The sequence below is a fragment of the Bacillus sp. FSL H8-0545 genome (genome assembly GCF_038006105.1).
Classification (GTDB): domain Bacteria; phylum Bacillota; class Bacilli; order Bacillales; family Bacillaceae_G; genus Bacillus_A; species Bacillus_A cereus_U.
In genome coordinates, this window is the sequence record NZ_JBBOUO010000001.1 from 2,767,125 (window position 1) to 2,786,461 (window position 19,337).

Genomic DNA, 19,337 nt, shown 5'->3' on the forward strand with positions numbered 1-19,337 from the left:
TTATAAGGAAAATCGCCACAGATCTATGGAATAGAAAGAACCATAACCTTGCCGTTTCCCTCTTATTCCCCACTATTTTTTGGGATTGAACAGTTAAAGATATAAGCTGGTGGTACATTTCTAAGTTCCCTTTTCACATCTATTCTATTAAAAAACTGACTAAGAAAATTCTTTTTAAATTTAGTATATTGAAAGGTAATAAAATTCCCACCTTCCTTTAAAATTTTGGTGGTAGTTAATAATATTTTTTTTGAAACATTTGGGGGTAAACTAGAAAAAGGAAGACCAGAAACAATATAGTCTGCATAAGGAATGCAATAGCCCTGTAGATACTCGTCAATATTTTCCGCAGACCCTAATACAATGAATACATTTTTCTCTTTTTTATATTTTTCTTTCAATAATAAATAAAACTCTTTATTATTTTCCACTAATAAAAGAGTAGTATTCGAACTTCGTTTTTCAAGCAATTTATTCGTGAATACACCCGTACCTGGCCCATATTCAACAATATATTTAGCTTCCTTAAAATTGATGCTTTCCACCATTTTATCTGCAAGAAACTTTGAACTTGGAAGTACTGCACCCACGTTTCTTGGATTCGTTATATATTGAGATAAAAAAGACAGAGGCTTCATATTTAATCACTCCAATAGTTTGAATTTACTACTATAGTTTAAAATTCAAACCTGAAGAAACTATAGTGACATCCTTAAGAATCCTTAAGATTTGAATAAGCTCTCTAAAAATAGTTTTTCTTAAAGGACATACCTTATAAAAACTCCCTCTCTCCCCTTTACCATAGTTTTTTCAAACGTCAGATACAGAAAACCATATATTTCTCATTCGCTTTCCAAAGAAAACCTATAAGATTACCAGTAATTATACACATACTTGCGGTCATATCCATGAAAAATTCGTCGGTGCAACGTTTTGTAAGGCTAAACTTGTTACATAATTGGATTTACAATCATTATGTCCGTACATTTTCATATTTCGTACAACCTAATCATCTTTTCATCCATAGCACTTTTGAAGGTACTTCTCCTACTACAGCCCACTTTATATACCGCGAATCGAGTCTTTTTTTAATATATGAAACAATTACATAAAAGTTACGAAGATCTACACAATGTCATCACTCCAAGTGATAAACATAAATGAATCCCACGCTCGCGTAAATAATACGTAAACCGTACTTGCTCTTTCAATTGTTCATTTAAAATACCTGTCTTTTAATTTTAAACAGGTGTTTTTCTATATTTAAGCAATACTATTTGACGGAGGAATCTTTACCGAAATAATTAAAGCACAAACAAAAAAGCCGCATTTGCGGCTCATAAACTTATAGGACTAACACATGCGTTCATTGAATTACTTACCGTTTAATCGCATCAACAATTAACGATGGAAAGCCAAGTTTGTTTCCTTGATTTCTAGAATCATATCTTTTTGAACGGAAGATAACACCATCGTTCGCATCCCATTCATTGTAATAAAATTGCCCATTTTCATCACAATATTCCAGCAAAACTACTTCAAATCCAGCAGTTTCAAACATTTCCGTTAATGTTTTATAATTATGAACGACTTTATGGCTTGCAGCTGGATGATTTTTCGGGCCAGGTCCGCCTACTTGAACTATGTTTTGATATGTTTCATCTGGGAAAAATGCATCAGGGACGCCGCACCGAATATGACCTGACGGTTTTAAAAATTTATAACAAATTTCAGCTGCTTTTACCCCTTCTTCAAAAGTAAGGTGTTCCCATACATGCTCTGCTAAAATAGCTGAAATGGAGTTATGTTCAAATCTTTCTTCCCATGTCCGTTCAACTAATAAGTTCAGCTCATCTTCTTGCGTTTGAATCCAACCTGGATTGTTATTAAATGCCCCAGCTCCCACTACTACTTTCATTTCTTCTTGTTTTATTACCATCATTTTCACCTCGTAAAAATTTCAAGTCATTCATCTTTTTCTATGCTTACTATAAATTCCCCTTCTTTAGCTAAACTGCCGGTTCGTTCAAACAGAAGAGCTATACCTGTATTATGTAAGCCTTTTGATCTTGTAAAATAGTTGGAGATAAAGACTTTGAAACTCTTGAACAAATAGTCAAAATTCATCAAATACAAAAACGCCATTCTACAGAAAGAATAGCGTTTTTTTCATTTTAGTTTTATTAGTTATTAGCTTGATAGTGGTATCCCATACAATGCTTGATACTAATATAGAAGATTATTTTTTTCTAACTCAACCAAGCCTCTGCCAAAACCGTCTCACACCCATTGAATAACGCAAACTTTTGGAAACAACTGTTCAAGGCTGTTCGCAATTGTATTGTTTGCTTCACACCATTCTCGTACCAGATGTTTTTAACAACGAGCGTTCCAGTTTTTCGTTCCGCGATTATCTCGGCTCGTCCAATGAAGCTCTCTCCATATAATAGTGGCAGTACATAATAGCCGAATTTCCGTTTGATTGCAGGCGTGTAAATCTCCCAGGTGTAATCGAAGTTAAACAATTCGCTGATAAGTTTTCTATCCCATATGAAATTATCTAGCGGTGCAATAAGTTCACAACGTAATTTCGGTTTCTGATGTTGCAGAACTGATTCAATAAGCGGTAAATCCTCCGTGAGACAATACAACCTATCCTTCGTTTGTTCAACAGCAACAGCAATGATGCGAGCTTCGTGCAATAGCTGGCGGAAAACCTCGTTGCGCTGTGTTGCTTTCAACCCCCATATGTTCAGCCATGCGTCTGACGCACGATTCCATAAAAGACCTACAGAGCCGATTCGACGCAGTATGCGCCACTTATGATGCTCAAGCTCATCTTCCAGCGGCTCTGGTGCATTCAGCAAATGCGGCTGTATGTACTTCTTGGCGATATCGTAATATTTACGCGTTCCTTTTTTATGATGGATAATTAACTCACCCGTCGAATACATCTGTTCCAGCACCGAACGAGATGTATTGTTTCCGCCGCTCCAATGGATGGCCGATTGCCAAGAGAAATCTCCATTCAATTTTAAATCACTCGAACTTAGCGCACCGTGATTTTGGATATGATCCCGTACATGCGCTGTCAATACTTCCATTTCGGGATAGCGTTCTGCATGCTGGCGGGCGACTTTCCTATATCGCCCAAAATACGGCCAATCCTCGACAGGGATAATGGCCAGGTTCTTGTCGGGATAATCGACAAGACTTCTATCCTCATATAACAACTCGGCAAGCATTCCCTTAGTAAATCCCTTGATTCGCGACTGTAGCACTAATTCGGCGTTCTTTCCACAAGCATCGATGGGATCGTATTGAATACAGCTAGCTTGCCGAACAAAGTCCAATACACCTTGCTTCCCGCTAAATTTATATTCACCTAAAAGTCCATGTTTCAACAAAAGAAATTGCCGTGCCTGGCGGTTTGTTAATTGAATCATGTGCGTACCTACCTCTAGTTTATTTTTTTTATTATATTACAGTGGGAGATGAATGAAAAAAAAGCGCAGGAGCGAAGAGAAATTTGCTTACTGCCTCGATGGGGACTTGGATTTTTTGTTACTTGGTTTGAGTCCAGTACAATACCGAACTCAAACCAAGCAAGTGTACTATGTCCTAATTTATCATCTGTTACGGCTTGTAATATTTTCAATGTCCCTTTCACAGCCACTGTCCATTTCTTATAAAAACATCCACTTGTCGATATATCCAAACGCCTTCTCTAAAAATCACTTCTTTTTAAGAATACAAAATATTCCACCAAAAAACAAGAACGAACGTTCCCTCACAGAAGAATGGAGGTTCTGGTGCAAAGCTCACAATATAGTAAAAAAGAGCCAATCCCCTATGCAATAGAAGATTGACTCTTTCCTTTATTCACCTAGTCAAAAAAATTGTTTCATACGTTGCAATTCAGACCACTCTTTTTCCTATCTGATCATCAAATCCCCAATGAACATGTGAGGGTATAATTGGAGACATATAATCCGTATGACTACAAAGAGTAACGACTAAATCAAAACTATTTAAAACTCAACCAAGCATCTGCCCAGTCCGCATGATCATTTCCATTACCGTTACCTGCGTCCTCAACTACTAGTTTTAATTCTTTCTTACCCGTCAGATCAACATCAACAAATTTGGCCGGAGTATTATAGTACATTGTGCCGCTATTAAATACTTCCACTCCATCAAGTAGTACTTTAAACACAACCGAACCGCCTTTACCACCAGGTTCCTGATCAATTCCTACATAGGAATTAAATTGTTTGTACGTTGCATTTGATATATCATAGGTAACTTCTGATTTTGCATGAGTTCCTATCCCTTTTTTATACGTAATCGGCCCTGTAGTTCCAAGTAATGACAGTGGGTTTCCGTCGGTGCTTTTATCTTTTTGAACCGTTGCCCATCCGGCAGTTGCTTTTATCCATGGAATATCACTAAGATAGATGCCGCCAGAAGCAACTTGCACTTTTGTTGAAGTTACCACCGCATTCCCCAGTTTTACAGAGACTCCAACCTCTTTCATTCCTTTAAACTGAGCTGGCGGGGAAATAACAAACGAATATGTCTCCTCTCCTCCTGCAGGTAATTGAAAGTCCGTTGTTGATGGCTGTGCATTCCATCCGTCTGGTAATTGCAATTCAATTTTGCCAGGTGTCACTTTTTCCTTTATTTCATTTTGAACCTTTACCTTTAATGTAGTAGAACCACCTTCAGCGCTAATTGGATTTGGTTCTACCTTTGCCGAAATTAGCTTTACTGCTGGAATTACTTCTATTTGATTAGATTTACTAACCGTCCCATTATCTGTGTTTACTTCAGCTTCAATGACGTAATTATTAGCAACTGCATCAATAGGGACAGGTAAATCTGCCTCAATTGTTTTCGATTGCCCTGGTTCAACGCCTTCAAAAGCTACTGTAATCGGTTTAACATTCCAGCTCTCTGGAGCCTTTACAACCACTTGCCCTGAAGAAGATTTCGATGTACCAAAGTTTGATAAATGAGCCTTCACCTTAACTGTATTTCCTGCAGTTACACTGTTCGTAGATTCCAAATCGAAATTGAGCATAGACTCAATTTTATAACTTTTACCTTGTTCAGTTTTAAATGAAATTGTATCGCCAGCCTTCGTAAATTTCACCGGTGTATTCGTTCCGACTCTTGTCACAGTAAATGGTGTATTGAACATTGGACTTTTTAACTTTACATCGTTTCCGTGATCGGAAGTCACACGAATGACTGTAGGCATACTATTTTTCCAGTTCGCATCAATCGTAAATGCACCGCGTGCTCTTAGTCCTTTATAAGAACCATCCTTCCAAGCTTTCGGAAGGGCAGGCAACAATTGAATGGAGTCGGTATGGCTTTGAATTAACATTTCAGCAATTCCCGATGTTGCACCAAAGTTTCCATCAATTTGAAACGGTGGATGAGTATCAAATAGGTTACTGAGCGTACTTCCAGTAAGTTGCCCTTGCAGAATTTTATAGGCATGGTCACCATCTAACAAACGTGCCCATAAGTTAATTTTATTCGCTTTACTCCAGCCTGTTCCCTCGTCACCACGATGGTTTAAAGTAACTTTAGCTGCCTGAAGCCATTCCGGTGTATTGTGGTTAATCATACTTCCTGGATATAAGGCCACTAGCTGCGATATATGCCGGTGCGTTTCAGCAGGATCGTCTATATCATCCTTCCATTCTTGCACTTGACCATATCTGCCAATTTGAATTGGCGAGAATAATCGATCCCTTTTAGCCGTTAACTCATCTCGAAACGCCTTATCAGTATTCAAAACCGCACTAGCTTCGATTACATTTGAGAACAACCCATACACTAACTGTTGGTCAAAGGCACATCCATTAGAAATACCACCAATCTCTGGAGACCAGCACGGAGAAACAACCAACTTCTTATTTTTATCTTCAACTAAAAACTTACTATGAAACTCAGCCGCTTCTTTAATTATCGGATAAATCTTTTCTTGTAAGTATTGTTTATCATCCGTAAACTTATAATGTTCCCAAAGATTTTGGCCAATGAAGGCATTCGCACTAGGTGCCCATCCCCAGCCTAATCCCCATCCAGGAGCAGTAAATCCAAATGGATTATTCATCGTGTTAACGGTCCATCCACCGCCTTTAACACCGAAATGTTTTTCTGCTGAAACCCTTCCTGGTTCTCTTAATGAGTCCACATAATCCATTAATGGCAAAGCGGTTTCAGACAGATTCGTCACTTCTGCAGGCCAATAATTCATTTGCAAATTAATATTGAAATGATAGTCACTCTCCCACGGTGGTGTGTTCGAATTATTCCATACCCCTTGTAGATTTGCAGGAAGCGTTCCTGGTCTTGAAGAAGAAATGAGCAAATACCTTCCATATTGGAAGAATAGTTCTTCCAAATACTTACTGTTTTCTTTACTGTAAGATGCTAGTAGTTCATTTGTTGGAACAGATGGTTTTTCCCCTCCTAAATTTAAAGAAACACGATTAAATAAAGAGTGATAGTCTTTAATATGTGTATATTTTAAAACCTCATAACTCTTTTTAGAAATAGCGGCCATGATTTTTTCAACCTTTTGATGTGGATCCTCCCCTTTATAAGTAGGATATTTATTTTCATAATCAGTAGCCGCAGTCATAATAATTGTTAATGTATCAGCATTTGCTACTTTAATTTTCCCATTCTCTGCTGTTAATGTACCGCCCTCATTCAGTACTTTGAATTCTGATTCATATTTCATTCCATTATTCGCTATTTGTCCTTTGATGGTGATTTTGTTATCTACGGACGATACTTGCCCTCCCTGTGCGCTAGTAGGTCTAACATCTAATGAAAGCTGTTTAGATTCACTAGCAGTTAAACGCATGACCATAACGCGATCAGGATAACTTGTGAAATATTCCCTATTATATTGAACACCTTTATAGTTATAGGAAACAGTAGCAATTCCCTCATTTATATTTAATTCCCTGCGATAATTGGAAAATGTAGATGAATCTGGCATATTAAAATCTAAATATATATCTCCAAAATTTTGATAGGAACCAAACCCTTTTTGAAGACCTGTGAGAAATTGTGAAGACTCCTTTTCAGCCCCTGATTTATCACCTTTTGCTACTTTTTCCCTAATGCTATCTAAGTGACTCGCTGCCCCATCACGATTCCCGTAAGTATAATCACTTGCACTGTTTGGTCCACCAGTCCAAAGCGTTTTTTCATTAAACTGAATACGTTCTTGCTGGACCCCACCAAAGACCATTCCGCCCATATAACCATTACCAATTGGCAATGCTTGTTTTTCCCAATCTTTTGCTGGCTGATTGTACCAGAGTGATAGTTTCTTTCCCTCTGGTTTTGGAGTTTCAATCGTAATAGGTGATGTTGCCTTTACCTTACTAACTTCTCCAGCTCCTCCTAAAGAAAATAATAAAGTACCAAAAAGCAATCCCCCTGTTAATAGGTTTCTAAGCTTCAAATTTCCATCCCCTTTTGAAAAGCGAATGTAAAGTGTCTCCTTTTACATATTGACTTATTCTCTCCTTGAAATTCGCTATTCTTTTATATTGAAGCATAATAGGCAAAAATATATTCGCCTATTACACCCCGTTTTATATACCTTTTCACAAGCGAAATGATTATCGAATAAATGCTGCTGGTACACCACCGTCAACTGTGATCATGCATCCCGTTGTTTTATCCGCCTTTGAAGAGGCAAAGAAAGCAATCGATTCAGCAATGTCTTTCGAATAAATATTGACCAATAAGGTTGTGCGTTTACGGTAATGCTCCTCTAACTGATCAGGCTCAATACCATATGCCGCAGCACGTTCTTCACGCCATCTTGAACCCCAAATGGCTGATCCTTGAAGAACCGCATCTGGAAGAACTGAATTTACACGAATGCCATACTCACCGCCTTCAGCTGCAATACATCTCGCTAGGTGCGTTTCGAGTGCTTTTACAGAGCTGTATGCCGTAGCATTTTTCCCTGCATACACAGAATTTTTCGAACCGACAAATACCATATTCCCACCAATACCTTGCTGTTTCATTTGCTTGAACGCTTCACGTGCCACTAAAAAATATCCCGTTCCAAGCACATTCATATTTAAATTCCATTCCTGAAGCGTCGTTTCATCGAATGGACTAGACGTTGCCAGCCCTGCATTGTTCACGATACTATCAACGCCTCCGTAAGCAAGGGCTGCCTGCTCAAATGCCGCCTGTACTTCTTCTTCTTTTGTTACATCCATTTTCACCGCGAGCGCACGACCTTCGCCATACTTCTCGTTAATTTCAGCCGCAACTTTTTCTGCCCCTTCAAAGTTCAAATCAGCAAGCACTACATGCGCACCTTCTGAAACGAGGCAGCGTCCCGTCTCGCTTCCGATTCCACCAGCACCACCTGTAATAAGGGCAACCTTGCGAGAAAATTCAGCTTCAGCTGGTGCTAACGATAATTTATATAGCTCCAATGGCCAGTACTCAACATTGTAAGAGTCATTTTCATTCAAAGAAACAAAACTTCCAAGTGTTGTGGAACCTTTCATTACCGAAATTGCTCGGTGATACAGCGCACCACTTACTTTTGACATCACTAGATTTTTACCGGTATTCACCATACCGATACCAGGAATTAAAATAACGCGAGGTGCAGATTCAAACATTTGATCTCCTTCGTATTTGTTACGTTCAAAGTAAGCTTTATACTCGTTTTTAAAGCTTTCCACATCAGCTTTCATTTTCTCTATTAATCCGTCCACGTCTTTTGTTTGCGGATCCCAATCAATATACAAAGGAGTGCGCTTTGTGTGAACTAAATGGTCAGGACAAGCCGCTCCAACTTGAGACAACTCTGGTGCATTGTGACTGTTTACAAATCGGAGTACTTCATCCGTATCGTCATAGGATAAAAGCATTTTCTTTTCATCACTAACTGCCCCGCGAATAATCGGCATTACTTTTGCAAGAATGCTTCTACGCTCTTCTACTGAAAGTGCTTCGTATTTTTGACCTCCGAATACAGTACTTTCATTCACTCGCTCATTGATATACTGCTCTGCCTCATTAATAACCGCAATCGTTTTTTCATAACTTTCCTTCGCCGTTTCTCCCCAAACAACTAAGCCGTGTTTTTCCATTAATACTAGTTCAGCATTCGGATTATTTTTCACGCCTTCTGCAATCATTTTAGATAAGGTAAATCCAGGACGTACATATGGAACCCAAACAAAACGGTTACCGTAAATTTCCTCGGCAATTTGTCTTCCATTATGTGCGCAGCAAAGACTAATAATGGCATCTGGATGTGTATGATCCACATGTTTAAAAGGCAAGAAAGCATGCAATAATGTTTCGATGGACGCACGCGGATGTTTGCTGTCAATCATACAATGCGATAAGTACTCTACCATTTCTTCGTCTGGCATTTCTTCACGCTCAATTAATAAACGAATGTCTTCCATTCTTAAACCAGTAAAGTTTTGTGCTTTCATAGTCGCTAAATCGGATCCACTTCCTTTAACCCACATGACCTCTACATCATGACCACGAAAATCCTTTTCCACTGTCTTTACCGATGTGTTTCCGCCGCCCCAATTACATACTGCACGGTCTGTTCCAATTAAATTCGAACGATAGACTAATTCTTCTACTCCTTGCGGTAATTGAGATACCTTTGTTTCGTTCCATAAGCTTTTAACCATACTTTTACCCCCGTTGTTTTTTTGTTTTTGGTGTTCTATTATTTCGGATACCATCTTACTTCTAATAAAGTGAAACTCTATGTTCAAGAGTTTGATATTACTTGCGATTATTTTGAGCACTAGAATCCTTTTACATATAAAACACCTTAATCAATTCCAATAACTTATTTTTATCGGACATTTTTTGTATAGTAACCCCCCGATATACAATCAGGGGGAATCCTTGCATTAATGGTATAATGGCCCAAAGTTTTGGCAGGCGCGGTAATCTGCTGCTTCCGGATCTTTTGTTCCGAACATTCCCCATGCACTCGGTCTAAAGATTTGTTCTTCTTTGACGTTATGCATATTTACAGGAATTCTGAGCATCGAAGCAAGAGTAATTAAATCGCTGCCAATGTGTCCGTAGCTTATTACACAGTGATTGGCACCCCAATTATTCATCACGGTGTAAACATCCTTAAAGGCGCCTTCTCCCGTTAGATTTGGAACAAACCAGGTTGTTGGCCAAGTTGGATCAGTTCTCTTATCCAATATATCGTGAACCTCTTCCGGTATCTCAACCGTATAGCCTTCTGCAATTTGTAAAACAGGCCCTAATCCTTTAACAAGATTGAGACGAGCTGCTGTTACAGGCATATTTCCCTTTGTTAAGAAATCACTCGAGAATCCGCCTCCGCGGAAATACCCTGTTGAAGCTGGTCTCCAGGAAGTAGCTGCCAAACAGTTTTGAACTTCTTCCTCTGTAATTTCCCAAAACGGTTTTATAACAGGCTTTCCATCTTTCGTTTGTTGTCCTGTACCATCAAGTGCAGCTGAACCGGAGTTAATCATATGAATAAATCCATTTGCCGCCAATCCTTCAGGTTTATGACCTGTCACACGTTCTATTGCCTCTTTACTCCAATACGTTCTTACATCAGCAAAAACTTGAGCCGTATTTGTTAATAAATGGCCAAATAGCATCGTAACTCCATTTAAGCTATCATTTTCAGTAGCCATAATGTATGGCGGACGAATTCCATTCCAATCAAAGGAGGAATTTAAAATCGTTTCCATAAAGTCACCATTTGGGAAATGATCCGTCCATTGACGCTGACCTTGGAAGCCTGCAGAAATGGCGTTGTATCCTTGCGCTTCCTCACCATATCCAAGTTCCTCCAATTTTGGATTTCCAACCATGAGATCCCTTGCAATTAATGTCATTTTAACGCTAGTTTCCCAATCTTTATTCTTTTGCTCTCTTGATCTTTGCATTTCTTCCGTATTATTATCTGGGCCTTCTGGACAATACTCCTTCACCCAGTTTAAAGCTACTTCATATTCTTCCTTATCATAAATCTCTTCATCTATCCTTCTTACAAATTCAGACATGTCAATGTATTCATTTCTCATTCCCAAATAATCCTGGAAAAATTCAGGTTGAACTGTACTGCCAGCAATCCCCATGGATACAGATCCCATCGAAAGATACGATTTTCCTTTTAGAGCGGCAACAACAAGACCAGACTTTGCAAATTGAAGTAGCTTTTCCTGCACATCCTCAGGAATAGATGTATCACTTAAATCCTGTACATCTTTCCCGTATATTCCGAAAGCCGGAATACCCTTTTGATTGTGGGCGGCTAGCACCGCCGCCAAATAGACTGCTCCAGGACGTTCTGTTCCATTAAATCCCCATACTGCTTTTGGAATATCGGGATTCATATCCATTGTTTCAGAACCATAGCACCAGCATGGTGTAACCGTAATGGAAACACCGACTCCCTCTCCTGCAAATTTTTCAGCCGCTTGGGCAGCTTCAGCCACACCGCCAATACATGTATCAGCAATGACACATTCTACTGCTTCACCATTATAGTGACGCAAATTTTCAGTTAATAAGTTTGCTACCGATTTTGCGAGATTCATCGTCATATCTTCAAGCGATTCACGTACACCATTTCTTCTGCCATCAACAGTTGGTCTTATGCCGATTTTTGGTAATTTATTATAAAATCTATTATGAACAGTTTTCATTTTAAAACCCCTTTTTCATTACATTTCGGTCAATTATTTCGGTAAAACGGCCGTATGCTTCCTGCCATTCTGATTGATTTTGAGGTTGATAGTGCTTAACAGTAAACGAATTTTCAACAATTTCTCTACCTTCCTTTAAATCTTTTATTTTTCCTAGTGTGATCCATTGAGATAATGAATTTCCAATCGCACTCGCTTCAACCGGTCCCGCTATAACAGGGCGGTTTGTCGCATTTGCGGTAAATTGACAAAATAAATCATTTTGAATGCCGCCGCCACCCATATGGATAACCTCTATTGATTTTCCAGTTAAAACTTCCAGTTTCTCTAAGACCCACCTGTATTTCAATGAAAGACTCTCCAAAATACAACGGAGGAAACTTCCTTCCGTTTCAGGCGGCTGTTGACCACTCTTTATACAGAAATCCCGGATTTGTTTTGGCATATTTTCCGGATTGAAGAAAGAAGGGTCATCTGGGTCTACGAAATGTGCAAATGGTTTTGTATGTCGAATCAATTCTGCCTCTTCTTCGTAAGTAAAAAGCTTGCCTTCTTTTACCCAAACCGCTCTACATTCTTGCATGAGCCATAATCCCATAATATTTTTGAGCAGCCGAAACTCGCCATCTGCCGTTCCTTCATTTGTAAAGCCCCATTCCAAAGCCTGTTTACTCATTACTGGATCCTTTACTTGAACTCCCATTAAGATCCACGTACCGCAGCTCATGAATACTGAATTTTCTGACTTTATAGGCAGTGCTGCAAGAGCACAGGCAGTATCATGTCCCGCTCCAGCAATAACATTAACAGGTCGTATGCCAAATTCGTTGTGAATCGAAGAAAGGGTCGGACCAAGAGTCGTTCCTGGCATCACAATATTTGCCATGATCTCTATAGGCAGGTTTAACTTTTTCATAAGAGCAGTATCCCAATTACGCTCATGAATATTAAATAACGATGTCGTTGTACTGATCGTATATTCATTCGCCTTTACACCGGAAAATAAATAACTAAGCAAGTTTGGTGTTAATAAAAGAGTTTTTGCCTTTTCCATTAAATCCGGGTTATTCTTTTTTATCGTATAAAGTTGGCAAATCGTATTAATTGCTGCTGGTTCAACTCCCGTTCGAGAGAACAAAACATCCCTTGGAATGACTTCCATTATTTCTTTTAGGCTATCATTTGTATGTGGATCTCTATAAGAATAAGGATTGCTAAGTAGTTCACCAGTTTCAGATAGAAGCCCGAAATCAACGCCCCATGTATCGATGGACAAACTTTCAATCGACTTATGCCCTTTTCCAATACTTTTACCAATTCCATTCTTCATTTCCTGGAATATCCTTAAAATATCCCAATAATAATGACCTGTTACGTAAACAGGGCGATTGGAGAACCTGTGAACCTCTTCAAGATAAAGGCGTTTCCCATCAAATCCACTTACCATTAAACGCCCATTGGATGCACCTAAATCAAAAGCCCAAACTTTTTCCATTCATTCACACCCTTCGAAAACATTTCAACTACTCCGCATCTTTTAGTAGTTTTAATCTATATTTCTCAGAAGATAGATTTCTTAAATCCTGACATTCTTCCTCTGTAAGGACCCTTGGGACTCCTACTGTCGATGCAATCGTATATACTTTTGCCGCTTCCTCTAGAATTTGCAAAAGAAAATATGCTTCTTTCATTGTTTTACCAACCGTCAGTACTCCGTGATTTCTCATTACTACTACATCATTTTCTTCAATCACGCCGGATACCGCATTAGCCAATACTTCTGTAGTCGGAATCATATAGTCAAGGTAAGCAACGCTTTTAATCATTGCCGGAAAATCCGGGAATAGACTCGGAATGGTATGACCGGAACATGATACACCTACCGAATAACTTGGGTGGGCATGTAAAACAGCTGTTATATCAGGACGTTTACGAAAACATTCCAAATGCATTAAAATTTCAGAGGATGGTTTTAAATCATCCAATATCTCACCGGTTTCAATATCAACACGTACCCATTGATGGTCTTTTATCTCTTGCAAATCAAAACCGCTAGGAGATATATACATGATATTTCCATCTCTCATACTCAAATTTCCACCTGCTCCTACAACAAGACCAGTTTGCACAATTTTATTTGCATATAATTTCAAATCATTTATTACATTGGACAATGTTATACACCTCAGCTTCTATGTTATTGTTATTGCTTGTTTAGGTTTTATTGATAAAGAACTGCTTTAATTTTTGGATCATCAATGTTCGTTTTATCATACCAATAGAAACCAGTGTCGATTGTTTTTGATACTTGTTTACCATCTAAGTTCTCAACAGCAGCTTTAACAGTTTCATAACCAATTCCAATTGGGTTTTGTGTAATCGCACCTGCCATTACTCCGCTCTTAATCGCATCGATTTGTAGTTTACCTGAATCAAAGCCAACCACTACTACACTCTTTTTGTTCAATTCTTTAACAGCATTTACTACCCCAATCGCAGAACCTTCATTTGTACCGAAAATACCTTTTACAGTTGGATGCGCTTGCATAATTGCCTTAGCAGCATCAGTTGATTTTAATTGATCACCGCTACCATATTGGATATCGACAATTTTGATGTTCGGATACTTTGATTTGATTGTATTTACAAAGCCATCTCGGCGTTCAACACCTGTTTTACTTGTCTGGTCATGAGCAACAACTGCTACTTCCCCTTTTTCACCAATTAATCTAGCCATTTTCTCAGCTGCAAGAGCTGCTGCCGCTTTGTTATCTGTTGCAGCTGTTGCTACAGGTATATCCCCCTCAACACCTGAGTCAAATGCAACAATCGGAATTTTTTTGTTTTTTGCTTGTTCTAATAAAGGAAGAGCAGCCTTAGAGTCTAATGCCGCAAAACCAATCGCATCTGGTTTTTTATCAAGTGTGCTACGAAGCATCTCAACTTGTTTATCAACCTGTGCTTCCGTTTCAGGACCTACAAATGTAATATTCACCTTATATTCATCTGCTGCTTGCTCAGCCCCTTTTTTAACTGCCTGCCAGAACTGATGCTGGAACCCTTTTGAAATGATCGCAACATAACGCTTGCCGTCATCTTTTGCAGGAGCATTACTATCCTTACTTCCCGTGCTTGCATTGTTTGAAGAACACGCCCCCATAAACATTGAGATTGCGAGAATTGACGATAAAACTATGCCTTTTTTTGCTTTTTTCATCTGAAATTCCCCCTATATATTTTTTTATAAAAAACAGTATCACAGTTAATTCTTTGCTTTTTTGTTTCGCAACACATCTGCGTAAACTGCTAATAAGATAACCGCCCCAACAACTACTGTTTGCCATTCTTGAGGAACTGAAAGGATTTGAAGACCATTTGTTAACACACTCATAATCAATGCACCGATAACAGTACCAAGAATTGTTCCTTTACCACCACTTAAAGAAGTTCCTCCGATAACTACTGCTGCGATTGCTTCCAATTCATATCCTGCTCCTAAAGCTGGCTGAGCAGAATTTAGACGAGATGCCATTATAATACCTGCAACACCAGTAAAAACACCTGCAAGCATGTAGATAATTATTTTCCACTTATCCACATTCACTCCAGAAAGACGAGTTGCTTCTTCATTGCTTCCTAGTGCAAATGTATACCTTCCGATTATCGTTTTATTTAAAATTAAGCTTGCGAAAATGGCCATTCCAAAAAAGATAAAAACAGCATTCGGAATAGCAAAACCAGGGATAATAGAACCCATCGCAATTTTGTTAAAGCTCGGTATAGAAGTGAAATAGATTGGAGTAGCTTTAGAAATAACAAGTGCCAATCCTTTAGCAATCATCATCATAGCTAACGTTGCAATAAATGGTGGAATCTTCAATTTTGCAATTGCAGCTCCAGAAATCAAACCTACTACGGCACCTATTAAAATCCCTAAGGTAACAGCTACCCAAACCGGTAAACCTAAGTTGACAGCAAAAACACCTGTCATAACCGAAGATAAAGTCAGTACGGTTCCACATGATAAATCAATTCCACTTGTAACGATAATCATCGTTGCACCTAAAGCAAGGATGCCTGTAACAGCTGTCGATAGAAAGATTCCTATAATGTTATCAAATTGTAGAAAATTAGCTGAAGCAATTGAAAAAATCACAACAAGTACAATTAAACTTGCAAATGCTAGAAGCTGCTGAAGAGCATTTGAATTAATCCCTCTCCTCATCTTCCCTTCAACCGGAAATTCTACTGCTTTTGGCATTTCCATTCCTGTTCACTCCTTTATAATCCGTTAATATCCATTACATAATTCGTTTTGTCGCAAGAGTCATAATTGCTTCTTGCGATGCTTTTTCATCATTTTTCAATTCCCCAGTTATCTTTCCTTCACACATGACAATCACACGATGACTTATCCGTAAAATTTCAGGAAGTTCTGAGGAGATCATAATGATAGATTTTCCTTGCTCAGCTAATTCATTTAGTAACTTAAAAATTTCGTCTTTTGCCCCGATATCAATTCCGCGTGTAGGCTCATCAAAGATTAAGATATCTGAATCTCTAGTCAACCACTTGCCAATAACCACCTTTTGCTGATTCCCTCCTGAAAGATTTTTCACTAATTGATTACCTGACGGCGTTTTTATTTTTAACCTTTTAATGAGTTCCTCAGATTGTTGATCAATTTTAGATACATGCATTAAGCCAAGAGGTTTTACATAATCTTTCATGGATGCCATTGCAATATTTGTTTTTACATCCATCCCAACTAGAAGCCCAAACTGTTTTCGATCTTCGGACAAATAGCCAATTCCATGTTGTACTGCATCAGTCGGGCTTTTTATACTCAACCTTTTTCCATTTATGAAAATCTCCCCTGAATCTAATGAATCTGCCCCAAATATGGCACGGGCTACTTCAGTTCTTCCAGCCCCCATCAATCCAGCAAAGCCAACGATTTCCCCTTTATACAGTTCAAAACTTACATCCTTTATCGTGTTCCCTCTCTTTAAATTTTTTACTTCAAACACTTTTTCTCTCGTTTTCTCTTTCATTTCTGGTTTTTGATTGTTATCAATTTTTCTTCCAACCATCATAGAAATAATTTGTTCAATGGTTGCATCCTTCGTGTTCATCGTTCCTACGTATGTACCGTCTCGCATAATCGATACACGGTCAGTAATTTTCTTTAGCTCTTCCATACGGTGAGAGATATAAACAATTCCCACACCGTCCTGACGTAGTTTCCGAATCATAACAAACAATGCATCGATTTCGGTATCAGTTAAGGCTGCGGTTGGCTCATCCATAATCAATACTTTTGAATCAAAGGAAAGAGCCTTAGAGATTTCCACCATTTGTTGTTTTGCAACTGTTAAATCGCCTACCAATTCTCTTGGATCTAGATTAATGTTTAACCTTTCAAATAGTTTTTTTGCCCTGTTATTTAGTTCTTTTTCATCCAAAAAAAGATTAAATAACCCTTTAGGTTCTCTTCCAATAAAAATATTTTGGGCAACTGTTAAATGCGGAGCTAAGTTAAGTTCCTGATGAATAATGCTGATTCCGAGTCTTTGTGCTGCTTTTGTATCTGGAACCTCTATTTCTTTTCCTTCGTACGCAATCGTTCCGGCATCTCTTTGATAGATCCCTGTTAAAATTTTCATTAATGTGGATTTCCCGGCTCCATTCTCCCCCAAAAGTGCATGAACTTCGCCTTTTTTTAATTCAAACCTCACATTAGAAAGCGCTTGCACACCAGGGAACGATTTACTAATTCCCTCCATTTTTAGTAGCAATTCACTCATCCCATCACCTACTACCCTATCAATTTTTTTATCAAACAATATATTCGTTTAATACTGCGCTAATCAGTAACCACGCCCTTTTTTAAAATCATATTGGCATAGAGAGCACTCTCACTAGTTGCAACAATTGCATAAGCCTTCTTTGCCCTCTCATAAAATGTAAAGCGGTCAATCATCTCAAAACCATCAAAATGAGTATCATATTTTTTAATCACTGCATCATACGTTTCCCAAATGGAAGGCGCGATAGGATCCCCCTTTACAACCTTCATTAATGAAACAGAATGATTACTATACGTATCGAGTGGAAAGAATTGCAAAATTGCCTGTAATACTTCAAGAACCCCATGTCCTTCACATCGAATTAGCTTCGTTGCGCAAGAGGCAGCAGGAAAATTTCCATCCGCTAAAACAATCTCATCCCCATGCCCCATTTCTAAAAGAATTTTCATTAAATCCGGACTAATTATTTTCGGTATTCCTTTTAACATTTCTATCTCCCTTCCGATTTTTATCTTAACGAAAATCATCATTTCAAATCGTTTTAACTACGTACACTTTGTGCATCTATTAGTAATTTCGGTGTAAATATTTCATTAAAAGGACCTTCTTCATTATTTAAACGTTTCAGTAATATATCACCCACCCTTTCCCCCATTTCATATGGTTTGTGAGCTACTGATATAATCCCAGGTGCTTGTAATAATTGGGCTGCTTCAACGTCACCAAAGGAAGCTATCACTATGTCCTTCGGGATAGAATAGCCTCTCCTCGTTAACTCAAGAAGAACACCGAATGACATTTCATTATTCAAGGATAGAATCGCTGAAGGTTTCTCAGTAAAGTTAAGAAAATAATCAACTGCTTTCATTCCACCCTCTCTTGTGAAAGTGCTATTAAACGTATAGTTTTCATCTTCCTGAATCCCAAACTCTTCCAAAGCTTTCTGAAATCCTTCATAGCGCTCTTTACCTGTACTAACGTTTAACAATCCATTCACAAGACCAATAGATCTATGCCCCTGTTTTAAAAGATAGCTCGTTAATTTATAAGCACTTTCAAAATTACTTTCTATAACCGAATCTAATTTTGAGTCTCCAATCTCAACAGTCCGATCAACTAAAACAATTGGCACACCAGCTTGATGAATACTTCTTACCCTTTCTTCACAACCCCCAGCAGTCGCCAATACAATAGCATCTACTCTTTGCTCTACCAATAGCTGCAGCAATTTATCCTCTTTTTTAGGATTTTCATGACTGCTACAGAAAATAAGATTATAGCCCTTTTGCTGAACAATATCTTCAATAGCCTTTGAAATTGTCATGTAATACTGGTTTGTGATATCTGGAATCACAACACCAATCGTGTATGTTTTATCTTGCTTTAAACTTCTAGCAATCGCATTTGGTTGATAATTAAGTTTTTTCACAGCTAAATAAACACGATCTTTAATGTCGTCACTAACAAATCCGCTGTCGTTTAGCACCCGAGATACTGTAGCTGTAGACACATTCGCTTCCATTGCAACATCTTTAATTGTAGACTTTGCCATTTCATCACTCTTTCTAAGTTTTCAAGAAATCGTTTACTTCAGTTTTGCTTAAACCCTTAATTCATCCATGTAAACGATTACTTAGTAGTTTATACGGATAATAATAATTTAATTTTCAGAATAATTCAACACTTTTTAAAAACATTTTTTCTCCAAAAAAATATGCCTATACATCAGATAACCTGTAAAGTGTGAATGAGATCATTTTTTTATGATTACATGACTTTT

13 protein-coding genes and 1 pseudogene are annotated in these 19,337 nt (G+C 38.2%); all 14 read right to left on the reverse strand.

What is annotated here, in order from left to right:
• Positions 1-62 precede the first annotated feature (62 nt).
• The 14 genes and pseudogenes from MHI07_RS14480 to MHI07_RS14545 all read right to left on the reverse strand — a co-directional run bounded on the left by MHI07_RS14480 (position 63) and on the right by MHI07_RS14545 (position 19,109).
• Positions 63-638 carry a class I SAM-dependent methyltransferase gene (locus MHI07_RS14480; protein ID WP_078181179.1) on the reverse strand — a complete coding sequence of 192 codons (576 nt, stop codon included), beginning with the start codon at positions 636-638 and terminating at the stop codon, positions 63-65.
• A 740-nt stretch (positions 639-1,378) separates the two neighbouring features.
• The gene (locus tag MHI07_RS14490; protein ID WP_340826904.1) at positions 1,379-1,942 is read right to left on the reverse strand and encodes a class I SAM-dependent methyltransferase; all 564 of its coding nucleotides are present in this window, start codon (positions 1,940-1,942) and stop codon (positions 1,379-1,381) included.
• A 307-nt stretch (positions 1,943-2,249) separates the two neighbouring features.
• Entirely contained in the window at positions 2,250-3,446 is a 1,197-nt protein-coding gene (locus tag MHI07_RS14495) for a winged helix-turn-helix domain-containing protein (protein ID WP_340824628.1), read from the reverse strand.
• 444 nt (positions 3,447-3,890) lie between these two features.
• Positions 3,891-4,038 (reverse strand): annotated as a pseudogene (locus MHI07_RS29395) (arsenate reductase); the annotation flags it as partial.
• Positions 4,028-7,498: a glycosyl hydrolase family 95 catalytic domain-containing protein gene (locus tag MHI07_RS14500; RefSeq protein WP_340824631.1), complete on the reverse strand. Its 3,471-nt coding sequence runs from the start codon at positions 7,496-7,498 to the stop codon at positions 4,028-4,030. The pseudogene MHI07_RS29395 and the gene MHI07_RS14500, both read right to left, overlap by 11 nt.
• Before the next feature lie 160 nt (positions 7,499-7,658).
• The gene (locus tag MHI07_RS14505) at positions 7,659-9,728 is read right to left on the reverse strand and encodes a bifunctional aldolase/short-chain dehydrogenase (RefSeq protein ID WP_340824633.1); all 2,070 of its coding nucleotides are present in this window, start codon (positions 9,726-9,728) and stop codon (positions 7,659-7,661) included.
• 228 nt (positions 9,729-9,956) lie between these two features.
• Positions 9,957-11,747, reverse strand: a complete 1,791-nt coding sequence (locus MHI07_RS14510; RefSeq protein WP_340824635.1) for an L-fucose isomerase — start codon at positions 11,745-11,747, stop codon at positions 9,957-9,959.
• Between the two features lies 1 nt (position 11,748).
• On the reverse strand, positions 11,749-13,242 hold the full coding sequence (locus tag MHI07_RS14515; RefSeq protein WP_340824637.1) for a rhamnulokinase: 1,494 nt from the start codon (positions 13,240-13,242) through the stop codon (positions 11,749-11,751).
• Between the two features lie 28 nt (positions 13,243-13,270).
• Entirely contained in the window at positions 13,271-13,921 is a 651-nt protein-coding gene (locus tag MHI07_RS14520) for a class II aldolase/adducin family protein (RefSeq protein ID WP_340824639.1), read from the reverse strand.
• 47 nt (positions 13,922-13,968) lie between these two features.
• On the reverse strand, positions 13,969-14,964 hold the full coding sequence (locus MHI07_RS14525) for an ABC transporter substrate-binding protein (protein ID WP_340824641.1): 996 nt from the start codon (positions 14,962-14,964) through the stop codon (positions 13,969-13,971).
• Positions 14,965-15,009: 45 nt separating this feature from the next.
• Positions 15,010-16,014 carry an ABC transporter permease gene (locus MHI07_RS14530; RefSeq protein WP_340824643.1) on the reverse strand — a complete coding sequence of 335 codons (1,005 nt, stop codon included), beginning with the start codon at positions 16,012-16,014 and terminating at the stop codon, positions 15,010-15,012.
• A 34-nt stretch (positions 16,015-16,048) separates the two neighbouring features.
• The gene (locus MHI07_RS14535) at positions 16,049-17,554 is read right to left on the reverse strand and encodes a sugar ABC transporter ATP-binding protein (RefSeq protein ID WP_340824645.1); all 1,506 of its coding nucleotides are present in this window, start codon (positions 17,552-17,554) and stop codon (positions 16,049-16,051) included.
• 59 nt (positions 17,555-17,613) lie between these two features.
• Positions 17,614-18,045, reverse strand: coding sequence for an RbsD/FucU family protein (locus MHI07_RS14540; RefSeq protein WP_340824649.1), 432 nt, complete (start codon positions 18,043-18,045; stop codon positions 17,614-17,616).
• A 53-nt stretch (positions 18,046-18,098) separates the two neighbouring features.
• Positions 18,099-19,109: a LacI family DNA-binding transcriptional regulator gene (locus tag MHI07_RS14545; protein WP_340824652.1), complete on the reverse strand. Its 1,011-nt coding sequence runs from the start codon at positions 19,107-19,109 to the stop codon at positions 18,099-18,101.
• Positions 19,110-19,337: the final 228 nt, after the last annotated feature.